Annotated in this window: 11 protein-coding genes; 8 read left to right on the top strand and 3 right to left on the bottom strand. The window is 65.0% G+C overall.

Translation table 11 applies throughout. The annotated features are described in order from the left end of the window. Positions 1-79: 79 nt before the first annotated feature. Both WAW17_RS26895 and WAW17_RS26890 read left to right on the top strand, forming a co-directional pair. The gene (locus WAW17_RS26895) at positions 80-2,368 is read left to right on the top strand and encodes a transglycosylase domain-containing protein (RefSeq protein WP_422335913.1); all 2,289 of its coding nucleotides are present in this window, start codon (positions 80-82) and stop codon (positions 2,366-2,368) included. A gap of 37 nt (positions 2,369-2,405) precedes the next feature. Next, positions 2,406-4,037 (top strand): glycosyltransferase family 87 protein, encoded by a 1,632-nt coding sequence (locus WAW17_RS26890; protein ID WP_422335912.1) that lies wholly within the window; start codon positions 2,406-2,408, stop codon positions 4,035-4,037. Here the strand turns inward: WAW17_RS26890 and WAW17_RS26885 are convergent. Together WAW17_RS26885 and WAW17_RS26880 are read right to left on the bottom strand one after the other, a co-directional pair. After that, on the bottom strand, positions 4,017-4,313 hold the full coding sequence (locus tag WAW17_RS26885) for a CD225/dispanin family protein (protein WP_422335911.1): 297 nt from the start codon (positions 4,311-4,313) through the stop codon (positions 4,017-4,019). The two genes, WAW17_RS26890 and WAW17_RS26885, sit on opposite strands and share 21 nt — an antisense overlap. Before the next feature lie 403 nt (positions 4,314-4,716). Further along, positions 4,717-6,084 carry a glycosyltransferase family 87 protein gene (locus WAW17_RS26880; RefSeq protein ID WP_422335910.1) on the bottom strand — a complete coding sequence of 456 codons (1,368 nt, stop codon included), beginning with the start codon at positions 6,082-6,084 and terminating at the stop codon, positions 4,717-4,719. A 196-nt stretch (positions 6,085-6,280) separates the two neighbouring features. Here WAW17_RS26880 and rpsF point away from each other — a divergent pair, with 196 nt between their 5' ends. From rpsF to dnaB, 5 genes are all read left to right on the top strand, one after another. After that, a complete protein-coding gene (gene rpsF, locus WAW17_RS26875) occupies positions 6,281-6,568 on the top strand; it encodes a 30S ribosomal protein S6 (RefSeq protein ID WP_422335909.1) in 288 nt (95 codons plus the stop codon). Positions 6,569-6,631: 63 nt separating this feature from the next. Continuing rightward, positions 6,632-7,156 carry a single-stranded DNA-binding protein gene (locus WAW17_RS26870; protein ID WP_422335908.1) on the top strand — a complete coding sequence of 175 codons (525 nt, stop codon included), beginning with the start codon at positions 6,632-6,634 and terminating at the stop codon, positions 7,154-7,156. Between the two features lie 38 nt (positions 7,157-7,194). Continuing rightward, positions 7,195-7,437: a 30S ribosomal protein S18 gene (gene rpsR, locus WAW17_RS26865; RefSeq protein ID WP_276136931.1), complete on the top strand. Its 243-nt coding sequence runs from the start codon at positions 7,195-7,197 to the stop codon at positions 7,435-7,437. A 17-nt stretch (positions 7,438-7,454) separates the two neighbouring features. Further along, a complete protein-coding gene (gene rplI, locus WAW17_RS26860) occupies positions 7,455-7,910 on the top strand; it encodes a 50S ribosomal protein L9 (RefSeq protein ID WP_422335907.1) in 456 nt (151 codons plus the stop codon). A gap of 586 nt (positions 7,911-8,496) precedes the next feature. Next, complete coding sequence (dnaB, locus tag WAW17_RS26855) at positions 8,497-10,701, top strand: replicative DNA helicase (RefSeq protein ID WP_422335906.1); 2,205 nt, start codon at positions 8,497-8,499, stop codon at positions 10,699-10,701. A gap of 97 nt (positions 10,702-10,798) precedes the next feature. Here dnaB and WAW17_RS26850 read toward each other — a convergent pair whose 3' ends face one another. Then, positions 10,799-11,413, bottom strand: coding sequence for a maleylpyruvate isomerase N-terminal domain-containing protein (locus tag WAW17_RS26850; RefSeq protein ID WP_422335905.1), 615 nt, complete (start codon positions 11,411-11,413; stop codon positions 10,799-10,801). A 369-nt stretch (positions 11,414-11,782) separates the two neighbouring features. On the opposite strand from WAW17_RS26850, the gene WAW17_RS26845 reads away from it, so the two are divergent. Beyond that, positions 11,783-12,195 (top strand): EXLDI protein (locus WAW17_RS26845; protein WP_422335904.1); only part of this gene is annotated, 413 nt, incomplete at its 3' end.

The raw sequence follows: 12,195 nt of genomic DNA, 5'->3' as shown, positions 1-12,195 counted from the left end.
GCAGGGTGGTGGCCGGCCTCCGGGTCCCCCGCCGCGTCGTCCGGGTCCCCCGCCCGGACGTCCTGCCGGTGCTCCCCCGGTGGCGCGTAACCAGTCGGGCCCCGGTGGGCGCCCGCCGGGACCTCCGCCGTCGAACGGTCGCAAGACCGGCGGCGGACGCGGTGGCGAACCGCCGAAGGGCGGCAAGAAGACGGCCACGAACAAGTCGCCGTGGAAGATCGTTCGCCGCGCGGCGTACGCCTGCGTCGCGCTGGGCATGATCATCCCGATCCTGCTGTTCATGGCTGCCTACGTGGTCCAGGAAGTCCCGCGTCCCGGCGACCTGAAGACCAACCAGGTCGCGACCATCTATGCCGCTGACGGCACGTCGGTGCTGAGCAAGGTCGTCCCGCCCGAAGGTAACCGCACCGAGGTGACGCTCGACCAGATTCCGGTGCACGTGCGAAATGCGGTGCTGGCCGCCGAGGACCGCGACTTCTACTCGAACCCCGGCTTCTCGGTGGGTGGTTTCGCGCGCGCCGCCCGCGACAACGTCACGGGGAAGGAAAGCGCCGGTGGTGGTTCCACCATCACGCAGCAGTACGTGAAGAAGGCGATGGTCGGTTCGGAGCGGACCCTGACCCGAAAGATGAAGGAACTGGTCATCTCGTCGAAGATGGCCCGCGAGTGGGCGAAGGACGACATCCTGGCCGCGTATCTCAACACCATCTACTTCGGCCGGGGTGCGTACGGCATCGCGGCCGCGGCGAAGGCGTATTTCGACAAGCCGGTGGATCAGCTGACCACAGAGGAGGGTGCGGTCCTCGCGTCGTCCATCCAGCTGCCGTCGCTGCTCGACCCGGAGAACAACCCGGAAGGCGCCCAGGCGCGATGGAACTATGTGCTGGACGGCATGGTGACGGCGGGCACCCTCGAGCAGTCGGCGCGGTCGGGCATGCAGTATCCGCCCTACGTTCCCCTTGCCGCGGTGGACAACGGTAATCAGGACGATGGTCCGGAGGGCCTGATCAAGAGTCAGGTCCTGCGCGAGCTCGGCGAGGCGGGGATCAGCGAGCAGCTGCTCAATACGGAGGGCCTGCAGATCACCACCACAATCGACCCTGCGGCTCAGGCCGCCGCGGTGGAAGCCGTCCGCTCGAACATGAAGGGCGAGCCGGGCGATCTGCGCACCGGTGTGGTGTCGGTCGATCCGCGCACCGGTGGCGTGCGTGCCTACTACGGCGGCGAGGACGGCAGCGGCTACGACTTCGCGAACGCGGGCCTGCAGACCGGTTCCTCGTTCAAGGTGTTCGGTCTCGCTGCCGCCCTCGACCAGGGCATCCCGTTGTCGCAGATGTACGACAGCTCGGAACTTACCGTCAACGGCATCACGATCAGCAACGTGGAAGGGGAGGGCTGCGGCACCTGCACCATCGCCGAGGCCCTCAAGCGGTCGTTGAACACCAGCTTCTACCGGCAGATGCTCGAGATCGACGGTGGCCCGTTCGCTGTTGCCGAGATGGCGCACAAGGCGGGCATCCCCGAGGAGATCCCGGGTGTCGGTCCGTCGCTGACCGAGCCGGACGGCAGTGGTCCGAACAACGGCGTCGTGCTGGGTCAGTACCAGTCCCGGGTGCTCGACATGGCGTCGTCGTATGCGACTCTCGCGGCGTCGGGTACCTACCACGCTCCGCACTTCGTGCAGAAGGTGGTGAGCGCGGACGGCGTGGTTCTGCTCGATCGCGGCCCCGACCCCGGTGAGCAGCGCATCGACAAGGATGTCGCCGACAATGTGACGGCGGCCATGGAGCCGATCGCCGCGTACTCGCGAGGCCACAACCTGGCGGGCGGCCGGCCGTCGGCCGCCAAGACGGGTACCGCGCAGCTCGGCGACACCGGCGAGAACAAGGACGCTTGGATGGTGGGCTACACGCCGTCGCTGTCTACGGCGGTGTGGGTCGGCACGACGGACGGTCAGGCGTTGAAAAACAGCAACGGCGGGATGATCTATGGTTCGGGGCTGCCGTCGGACATCTGGAAGGACACGATGGACGGCGCTCTCGACGGCACCGACGTCGAGAAGTTCCCGAAGCCGGGTGCCATCGGTGGGCAGTCGGGTGTGCCCACGTATTCCGCTCCGGCTCCCAAGACGACCACGCCTCCGACGCGTACCTTCCAGCTGCCGACGGAAATCGTTCCGCCTGTGGTCGTGACGCCGAGTCCGGTCGAGATCCTGCCCGGCATCACCATTCCCATTCCGGGACTGGCTCCGCGCCCGACCACCCAGGCGCCGGTGCCACAGCAACAGACAACCGTCTCGCCGGGTGCGGGTGGGGGCACCTCGCCTGGAGCTGGCCAGAACATCCCGCAGCAGCGTGCCGGGCAGTAGATTCCGGCACGTCAGCGGCGACCGGTAGCCTCGCGGAGTGGCCGAGAAACCTGACGCGCACGCCGTCCGAGACATGGACGAGGCGGTCGTTTCGCCCGCTCCACTCGCGGAGGATCGGCGTTCCGCGGACTGGCGGGACATGCCGGGCCACACCGACCCGTTGGTGGCCGACCTCACGCGGGTGATCGGCGGCGCCGTGGGACGGCACGCGGTGGTGGGGCGCGCCCGGTTCTTCACGCCGATGCGCGCCGTCCTGTTGCTGGCGATCGTGTTTCTCGCGTTCGGCTGGTTCGCGAAGGCCCCGTGTATTCAGCAGGCCCCCTTCGGGGAGAGCGGTGCACCGGGCCTCGACTGGAGTGGCAGTCGTCAGTACGTGGCCATGTGCTACTCGGACACCGTTCCGCTGTACGGCGCGGAACGGTTGAACGAGGGCGCTTTCCCCTACAAGAAGTGGTGGGAGGAAGACGCCGGCAACGGCGTGATGCAGCGCCGCTACATGGAGTATCCGGTTCTCTCGGGCCTGTATCAGTACGGCTCGATGGTGGTCGCGAAGTCGTGGGATGCGGTGTCCTGGCTTCCCGGGGCCCTGCAGGTCGCGATCTATTTCAACGTTGTCGCGTTCGGTCTGGCGCTGGCCTGGCTGGTGACGGTGTGGGCCACTGCGCTGTTGGCCGGACGGCGGATCTGGGATGCCGCTCTCGTCGCGGCGTCGCCTCTTGTGATCGTGCACGCCTTCACCAACTTCGATCCCCTGGCAACAGCTTTCGCCACCGGCGGATTTCTGGCCTGGTCGCGCAAGCGTCCGGTGCTCGCCGGCATCCTGCTCGGACTCGGCGGTGCGGCCAAGCTGTATCCGCTTCTGCTGCTGGGGCCGTTGCTGGTGCTCTGTCTGCGGTCCGGCAAGGTGCGGGAGTGGGCCGTGACCGCGCTCGCCGCCGTCGGCGCATGGATCGTGGTCAATTTGCCTATCGTCGCGCTGTTCCCGCGCGGGTGGGCCGAGTTCTTCCGACTCAACTCCGAGCGTGGCGCAGACCCGGACTCCCTCTACAACGTCGTCTCGTCGTTCACCGGATGGGCCGGCTTCGACGGCTATGTGTCACCCGGGCAGGCGCCCACCATTCTGAACACGGTGTCGTTCCTGCTCTTTGGCGCCGTCTGTGCCGGGATCGGGTATATCGCGCTCACCGCGCCGCGTCGTCCGCGGCTGATGCAGTTGTGCTTCCTGCTGGTCGCCGGGTTCCTGCTCACCAACAAGGTGTGGAGCCCACAGTATTCGTTGTGGCTCGTGCCGCTGGCGGTGCTGGCCTTCCCGCATCGGCGGATACTTCTGGCGTGGATGACCGTCGACGCCTTGGTGTGGGTGCCGCGGATGTTCTATTACCTGGGGGTGTCCAACAAGGGCCTGCCCGAGCAGTGGTTCACCGCCGCAGTGGTGGTTCGGGACGTCGCCGTTATCGCGATCTGCGTGTTGATCATTCGCCAGATCTACCGGCCGGGCGAGGATCTCGTGCGTTTCGGGTTCATCGACGATCCTGCGGGCGGTGTCCTGGACCAGGCGCCCGACGCGCCGCCGAAGTGGCTACCGAGCTGGCTGCGCCCGCGGGAGATCGGAGAAACCGCTCGGGTGCGCCATATTTCGACCGTCGGGTCAGGCCCGCGTCACGAGTAGTACCGTTCCGGTCACGACGATGATCGCGACGGCGACGGCGAAGCTCCGGACCGACCATTGCCGGACGTCTGCGGCTGCTCGGACCGACGCGTCGTACTCCGACTGCTCCCACAACCGGTTCACGGTGCGGGCGCGGAGGAGCGCGAGAACGCCGAACGGCACGAAGGTGATCGTTGCGAGTATCGCGAGCGGGAGATGACGGGCAGGCGGCGGCGCCAGGGGTCCGCGGTAGTCCGCCGAGGTGTCTTGGTGATCGGTGGTGTGCGGTTGAGTCATACAGTGTCTCCCCGTGGTCCCGCCCACGACAGTGGGCGAGGTGGAGTATAGACGTGACTGAGATGCCGCGAATGACAGCATCTTTCGGGTTCCGGTCACATCCGCTCGTGGCTAAGTTCCGGCAACCGTCGAGTCGATTCCGGTGTTGTCCCGTGAACCGATGGTGCCGAATGGTACTTCTGTGACTGAACTCCACTTTGTCTGTCGGCGGTGCGTGCGGAGACGTTGCGGGCTGCCGCAGAATCGACGGTGCTGCGGCGTTGCTGCCGAGGCGGGTCAGCCGTCTGCGACGCGGGCTTCGAGATGCGGGCTTCGAGATGCGGGCTTCGAGATACGGGGCCGCGGTGGGCCGGTCGTGGTCGATCATCGAGAACAAAGCGGTGTTGCGCCAGGACCCGTCCGCTTATCGCGCAGGCTCGGGAGCCATGATCGGGGCACGCTCGCCGTCGATGGGTGTGGCGCCGTCGGGGAGTGCCGGACGACGGAGGGATGCGCGGAGGAACACGAAGAACAGCACGACGAGCAGCGCGGCCCGGCCCCACACCCCGAACTTCACCAACATTTCGTACGTCTGGGCATCCGTGCCGACGGCCAGCGCACCGAAGTACTTGAACACGCCGATTCCGATCGCCAAGTCGGAAACCAGATATGCGGCCACCAGGCCCCACGGCACCCGCAACAGGACGAAGAACGGAATCAGCCATAGGGTGTACTGGGGTGAATGCACCTTGTGCAGCAGGAGGAATCCGCACAGCATCGCGGCGCTGACGGCGATCCACCCGACCGCACCGTCCCGCTGGAGTCGCGGCCAGCCCATTTTCAGGGCCAGCGCGAACGCCGCACAGACGAGCAGCGGCGACAGGATGCCCACGGTCTGGTCGAAGGCGGGGGCCGGAGTGCTCGCGGCCGCCGGGTCGAACAACGGTCGCAGGCCCCAGTACCAGATGGAATTGGTGGTGATATCGGCCAGCCGGTTCTGCTGGAATGTGAAGGACGCCCGCCAACCCTCGTACGAAATCAGTGCGAACGGCAGGTTCACGGCGACGACGGTGCCGATGGCGGCCGACGCGACCCCGACGGCGCCGCGTACGTCGTAGCGCCCGCTTTCACGGTGATCACGGGCAAGCACGTAGGCAAGTACAAGTAGTGGCAGGACGAAAGCGCCCGGGTACAGCTTGAGACAGAAACCGATCGCGAGCAGCACCGCGGCGATCACCGCACGGGTACGGAACGGGATGCGCTCGAGCGTCATGACGAAGATCGCGGCCACACCGGTGGCCACCACCGGCAGTTCCCAGTTGTGGAACGCATAGAGGATCAGTGGCGGTGTGGCCGACCACAGCAGAGCCCACCACCCGGCGAGTCGTCCCAGCATCCAGGCCGTCAGCAGACCGAATGGTGCCAGGATCAGCGCCGAATGGAGCAGGAACTCGGCGTCGGTGTGGGAGCCGATTCCGCCGAGCCACATCAGGAGTCCGCTCAGGACCGGGTACTCGACGGTGCCGCCGGACAACGTGCCGTCCGCGGTGATTCCGCCGCTCACATAGGGAAAGACATGCAGGTCGATGTCGCGGCCGAGCCACAGCAACTGGATATCGGAGTAGCAGACCTGGGTGTCCTTGATCTTGTCGAAGATCGTGCTGCGGCCGAGTTCGTCGAACGGGGCGACGGCACACCGCGCCTTGTTCAGGTAGCCGATCACCATCGACAGGCCGCACAGCCCGACGACGAGCGCCGTGATCGACGTCCGCCCCCGAACTCCGATGCGCATGAATCCACATTAGGGCGCGGTGGGCCCGGTGGGCGAAGCGAGACAAGGACCGTGAGGGTGCGCCCTCGTATCGGATAGGCTGATTTCGCTGGTCAGGGCCACGTCGTGTACCCTACGAAGGTTGCTGACGCAACGACCCTCCTGCCACGGACAGCCCGTGGCCGTTTCACTAGTCCATAGGAGGTGATGAGGTCTTATGCGTCATTACGAATTGATGGTCATCCTTGACCCCAGCCTGGACGAGCGCACTGTCGCTCCTTCGCTGGATACGTTCCTCAATGTTGTTCGCAAGGACGGCGGCAAGATCGACAAGGTCGATGTCTGGGGAAAGCGTCGTCTCGCCTACGAGATCCTGAAGCACAGCGAAGGCATCTACGCGGTGATCGATATCAGCGCGACTCCCGCCACCGTTGCGGAGCTCGATCGTCAGCTCGGTCTGAACGAATCGGTTCTGCGTACGAAGGTTCTGCGCCACAACAAGTGAATCTGTCGGTCGTGAGCCCTAGGCTCGGGCCAACCGAACTCCACACTCTGCAGGAGGAACCACATGGCAGGCGACACCGTCATCACCGTCATCGGAAACTTGACGGCTGATCCGGAGCTTCGATTCACCCCCGCGGGTGCCGCGGTCGCGAACTTCACTGTCGCGTCCACGCCCCGCACCTTCGACCGTCAGACCAATGAATGGAAAGACGGCGAAGCGCTGTTTCTGCGCTGCAACATCTGGCGCGAGGCGGCGGAGAACGTCGCGGAGAGCTTGACCCGCGGCTCACGAGTGATCGTGAGTGGCCGGCTCAAACAGCGCTCCTACGAAACTCGTGAGGGTGAGAAGCGCACTGTCGTCGAGCTCGAGGTCGACGAGATCGGCCCCTCGCTGAAGTACGCCACGGCCAAGGTCAACAAGGCCAACCGTGGTGGCGGCGGGGGAGGCGGCTTCGGTTCCTCCGGCGGATCAGGCGGCGGAAGTCCGCAATCCACCAACACCGGCGGAGATGATCCGTGGGGCAGTGCGCCGCAGGCGTCCGGCTCCTTCGGAGGTGCTGGTGGTGGGAGCGACGAACCCCCGTTCTGATCCGTACCTGATCGGAACATCCAGAAAAGAGCGAACTAATGCCGAAGCCGCCCTTGCGCGACAAGGTAATGAAGAAGAAGGTCTGCATCTTCTGTAAAGAGAAGAACACGCAGATCAACTACAAGGACACGACGCTTCTGCGTAAGTACGTCAGCGACCGCGGCAAGATCCGCGCGCGCCGTGTCACCGGCAACTGCGTCCAGCACCAGCGCGACGTTGCCATTGCCGTCAAGAACTCACGTGAGGTGGCCCTGCTGCCTTACGCCACCGTGGCTCGCTAAGGAAAGGGAGGAAAGACATGAAGCTCATCCTCACCGCTGACGTGGACAACCTCGGTGCGCCTGGCGACACCGTCGAGGTCAAGGACGGCTACGGCCGCAACTACCTGCTGCCTCGCGGCCTGGCGATCATTGCCACCCGCGGCGCCGAGAAGCAGGTCGAGGGCATCCGTCGTGCGCAGGAAGCTCGCGCTGTGCGTGGTCTCGACCACGCCAAGGAGCTCAAGGCTGCGATCGAGGGCCTCGAGAACGTGACACTGGCGGTCAAGACCGCCGGTGGTTCGGGCAAGCTGTTCGGCTCGGTCACCGTGGCTGATGTCGCCGGTGCCCTCAAGGCCGCCGGTGGTCCTGTCGTCGACAAGCGCAGCCTGGATCTGCCGAAGGCTCACATCAAGGCGACCGGCAAGCATGCCATCGTCGTGAACCTGCACCCCGATGTGGTTGCGAAGTTCCACCTGAACGTCGTCGCCAGCTAGTCGACTCGTTCGGTCACACAGGCTCCCGCGCGCCTCGGTGCGTGGGAGCCTGTGCTTTGTTGGGTGCATGAGATGGATCGGAGTTCTGTCGCGGCCTGTCGGGTCGTGGGGCGGGGCTGTGAGGCACAAACGGCACCCACTTCCAGGTGTCACCGGAAGTTTGCCGTCCGCCACTGCGGTGTGTGAGGGGAATCATATTGCCACCCTTTGGTATTGAACTCAACACGCCCGACACCGCAACCGCGACGACACGCCGAACATGTTTTCATCCACAGTGGGGACGATTGGAAAATCGGCACTGACCTGGGTGTTTGGGAATGTGATATGCGTTTATCCTCAGGTTGTCCCCATGGGGTTAACAAAGCTACCCAGCAGTTTCCACAATCTCTCCCCAGGTGTGTGCACAAGCGGGTTTGATCGCTGCCCAGCTAATCCCTAACGTCGTCCCGGCGTGTCTCCGACAACGTTCGCCGGCCGCCGAGAAGAGCCTGCGAAGGTTGTCGGTGGGGGCGAGTACAAAGAGTTCCGGGCTCCACCGGTTGTTAGTTCTCGGGGCGGCACATAGTGATGGGGAAAGGTCGGTCGAGTGGCTGTAGTAGACGATCGGGGCCGTTCCGACTACCCGGGTCCGCCGGATGCGGAACCGGGCGAAGAGTTCGGTCGGCAGCCACCTCAGGACATGGCCGCGGAGCAGTCGGTGCTCGGCGGCATGCTGCTCAGCAAGGACGCCATCGCGGACGTGCTCGAGGTCCTTCGCGCGGGCGACTTCTATCGTCCCGCGCACCAGTCGGTGTACGACGCGATTCTGGACCTCTACAGCCGCGGTGAGCCCGCCGACCCGGTCACGGTGTCAGCGGAACTGGATCGCCGCGGCGAGCTTCGCCGTATCGGTGGAGCGCCCTATCTGGTGACGCTGACCCAGACGGTGCCCACCGCCGCCAACGCCGGCTACTACGCGGAGATCGTGGCCGAAAAGGCCATCCTGCGACGGCTGGTCGACGCCGGCACCCGCATCGTGCAGTACGGCTACGGGGGCGCCGACGGGCAGGACGTCGCCGAGGTGGTGGACCGCGCGCAGGCCGAGATCTTCGAGGTCACAGAACGCCGAACCAGCGAGGACTTCGTTCCCCTCGAGGAACTCCTGCAGCCCACGATGGACGAGATCGACTCCATCGCCAGCCGAGGCGGTATCTCCCTGGGCGTGCCCACCGGCTTCATCGAGCTCGACGAAATCACCAACGGCCTGCACCCCGGTCAGATGATTATCGTCGCGGCCCGTCCTGGTGTGGGTAAGGCGCTAGCGCTCGACACTCCTCTGCCCACCCCCACCGGCTGGACCACGATGGGCGAGGTTCAGGTGGGTGATCACCTGATCGACGCAGTCGGCAGGCGCACGCGCGTCGTCGCCGCCACCGACGTGATGATCGATCGCCCCTGTTACGAGGTGGAATTCTCCGACGGCTCCGTCCTCGTCGCCGACGAGCAGCATCAGTGGTTGACGGAGGTCGCCGGGCTCAGCGCAGTCCGCACCACCGCGCAGATCGCCGTCTCGCTGTCTGATCAGCACTTCGTGACCAGTGCCTCGGCGCTGCAGTTGCCGTCGAGGAGACTGTCCGTCCCGGCATATGCGTTCGGAGTGTCGCTGGTCGCCGACGAGGAGCTCGCTTCCGAGGTCCTGATGCGCGCACAGGATGCGCTTGTCGATCTCGCAGCCAAGCGAATTCCGCAGGAGTACCTGCGCGGATCCGAGACGCAGCGTCGCAATCTGTTGGCAGGTCTCTTGGACGTTGCCGGCTCGATCGCCGACGACGGCTCGATTCAGTTCGCGACTGCCGATGGCGCGTTGCTGCGTGACGTCGAAGAGCTCGTGATCGGCTTGGGATACCGCTGCGAGCACACGTGTGATGGCGTGTCCTTCGGCACCGAGGACGATGTGTTCTTCCTTCACCGGAAGTCACTGCGTCACAAGGAACTCCGTTCCGCGGTGTCGAGCTCACGTCGAATCGTGCATGTGCGCAAGGTCGCGAGCGTGCCCGTGCGGTGCGTGGAGGTCGACAACGCGGACCACCTCTATCTGGCGGGCCGCTCGATGATCCCGACACACAACTCCACGCTGGGCATGGACTTCTTGCGCTCATGCTCAGTCAAGCACGGCATGGCGAGTGTCATTTTCTCCCTCGAGATGAGTAAGACCGAGATCGTGATGCGTTTGCTGTCGGCGGAGGCGAAGATCAAGCTCGGTGACATGCGCTCGGGCAAGATGACCGATGACGACTGGACCAAGCTGGCTCGGCGTATGAGTGAGATCAGTGAGGCACCGCTCTTCATCGACGACTCCCCCAACCTCACCATGATGGAGATCCGTGCAAAAGCACGGCGGCTCAAGCAGAAACATGACATCAAGTTGATCGTGATCGACTACCTGCAGCTGATGAGCTCGGGTAAGAAGGTCGAGTCGCGTCAACAGGAGGTCTCCGAATTCTCTCGTAGCCTCAAGCTCTTGGCGAAAGAGCTCGAAGTTCCAGTGGTCGCGATCTGCCAGCTCAACCGTGGACCCGAGCAGCGAACGGACAAGAAGCCCATGGTGTCCGACCTTCGCGAGTCGGGTTCGCTCGAGCAGGATGCGGACATGGTCATCCTGCTGCACCGCCCCGACGCGTTCGAACGCGACGACCCGCGCGGCGGCGAGGCCGACCTGATCCTGGGCAAGCACCGCAACGGTCCGACAGCCACCATCACCGTTGCGCACCAGCTGCATCTGTCCAAGTTCGTGGACATGGCGCGGGGGTAGTCGCCGGCGGTCGACTTGCAGTGAAGATTAGCGAGATGCGCCGCCTGATTGACCAGGCCGTGCCTGGGGTCGCAGTTATCGGGGGCGATCACAGTGCTCACACGATGGAATAGGACGCTGGTAGCGCCGTCCGGCCGGTTAAGGCCATCAGCACGGTCGCGCCGTCTCCGATCGCCACCGCGATTCGCGCCGCCAACACGGTTGTCTCAGCGAGGACATCGTCGGGAAGTGCGAAGGGGACGTCCGCGGCAGCCGCAATGTCGAGACTGTGGACGGCAAGCTCGAAGGTCCGGGTGGGCAGATAGGAATGCAGCCGTATTCCTAGGTCTCCGATCACGCGAATCAGACGATCCTCACCAGCACCAAGCTGATCGAGCACGACCCTCACCAGAGCGTCGACGGACGCCGCGGGGTCGGCACCGAGATCGACACCGGCCTGGCGGCCGCGTTCGAGCACCTCGGCCGGGTCGACAGCTGACGCCGAAGCCTTCACACGGGCGTAGTACTGTTCCGGGCTCGCGATGTCTGCGGCCCCGGCCGAGCTGTCCAGATACACCCCGACCGTCATCAACGCGCGCGACGCGTGACCGACCAGCGATCGAAGATCCCACTCACCCAAACCTGTTCCGTCCCAACGTTCCTCCGGGATCGTATGAACCAACGCCGAAAAGCTGCGCGCCGCTGACACATAGGTTGCCACCGATGTCTCCATTGATCCTCCACAGGTCGAACACACCCGGCCAGCGACCGGCTTGCAAGCACGCACTTTGACGGACGCCTCCGACATACCCGACTTTTATCCAAATACGGTGGCGCGTCCAGTCCATCTTCGTTGCATCTCGACAGCGTGTAGGTCCCGGATCGGCTGAATGCCGACGACAGATGAAACTGGTTCTGACCCCCGGACGGCAGGGCAATCTTGCCGGGGTGGTCGCACGGGCGGAGTGGACGGACGTGCGCTCGACGCCGCGTTGGGCCGCCGATGACCGGCGTGGGCCTAACTGGGAGGCTTGCGGCCTGTCGCATTCGGGTATATACGTATATGTATGCGTATGGCTGGGGCGGGGTTTACGATGTGGTCGTGCCGAATAAGACGATCTACGTGTCCGACGGTGACCTGCCGCTCTTTCAGCGGGCCCAGGAACTCACCGGAGGCAGCCTTTCGGCGGCGATCGTCCAGGCGCTGCGTCGACTCGTCGATATCGAGGAAGCCAAGCGCGAGGGTTTCGAGGAGATCACCGTCCGCGTCGGACCAGGCAAGGGCCGCAGACAGCGGTTCGTCGGTGTGCTTCTCGTCGAGTGGGGTCACTCGACCAATGACCGCGTCGAACGGTTCCGGGTGTACCGCGGCCGCAGCGGCAAGTTCGTGGTGCACATCGAGCGGTCGCCGGAGACCTCCTGGACCGCGGGTCCCGACGGCACCGCGCGCGGTTGGCGTAAGCATCTCAGCAGCGATCAGCAGTGGAGTACTACGGCCGCGACCGCCACCGTGGA

The organism is Rhodococcus sp. (in: high G+C Gram-positive bacteria) (assembly GCF_049286785.1).
In the GTDB taxonomy this organism is placed as follows: Bacteria; Actinomycetota; Actinomycetes; order Mycobacteriales; family Mycobacteriaceae; genus Rhodococcus_F.
This window is presented reverse-complemented; position numbering and strand designations above follow the sequence as displayed.

Excerpts from the sequence above, each read along its gene's own strand:
- WAW17_RS26885 (WP_422335911.1), bottom strand. The coding sequence starts at position 4,313 with ATGACTCAACCGCACACCACCGATCACCAAGACACCTCGGCGGACTAC.
- WAW17_RS26880 (WP_422335910.1), bottom strand. The coding sequence starts at position 6,084 with ATGCGCATCGGAGTTCGGGGGCGGACGTCGATCACGGCGCTCGTCGTC.
- rpsF (WP_422335909.1), top strand. The coding sequence starts at position 6,281 with ATGCGTCATTACGAATTGATGGTCATCCTTGACCCCAGCCTGGACGAG.
- WAW17_RS26870 (WP_422335908.1), top strand. The coding sequence starts at position 6,632 with ATGGCAGGCGACACCGTCATCACCGTCATCGGAAACTTGACGGCTGAT.
- rpsR (WP_276136931.1), top strand. The coding sequence starts at position 7,195 with ATGCCGAAGCCGCCCTTGCGCGACAAGGTAATGAAGAAGAAGGTCTGC.
- rplI (WP_422335907.1), top strand. The coding sequence starts at position 7,455 with ATGAAGCTCATCCTCACCGCTGACGTGGACAACCTCGGTGCGCCTGGC.
- WAW17_RS26850 (WP_422335905.1), bottom strand. The coding sequence starts at position 11,413 with ATGGAGACATCGGTGGCAACCTATGTGTCAGCGGCGCGCAGCTTTTCG.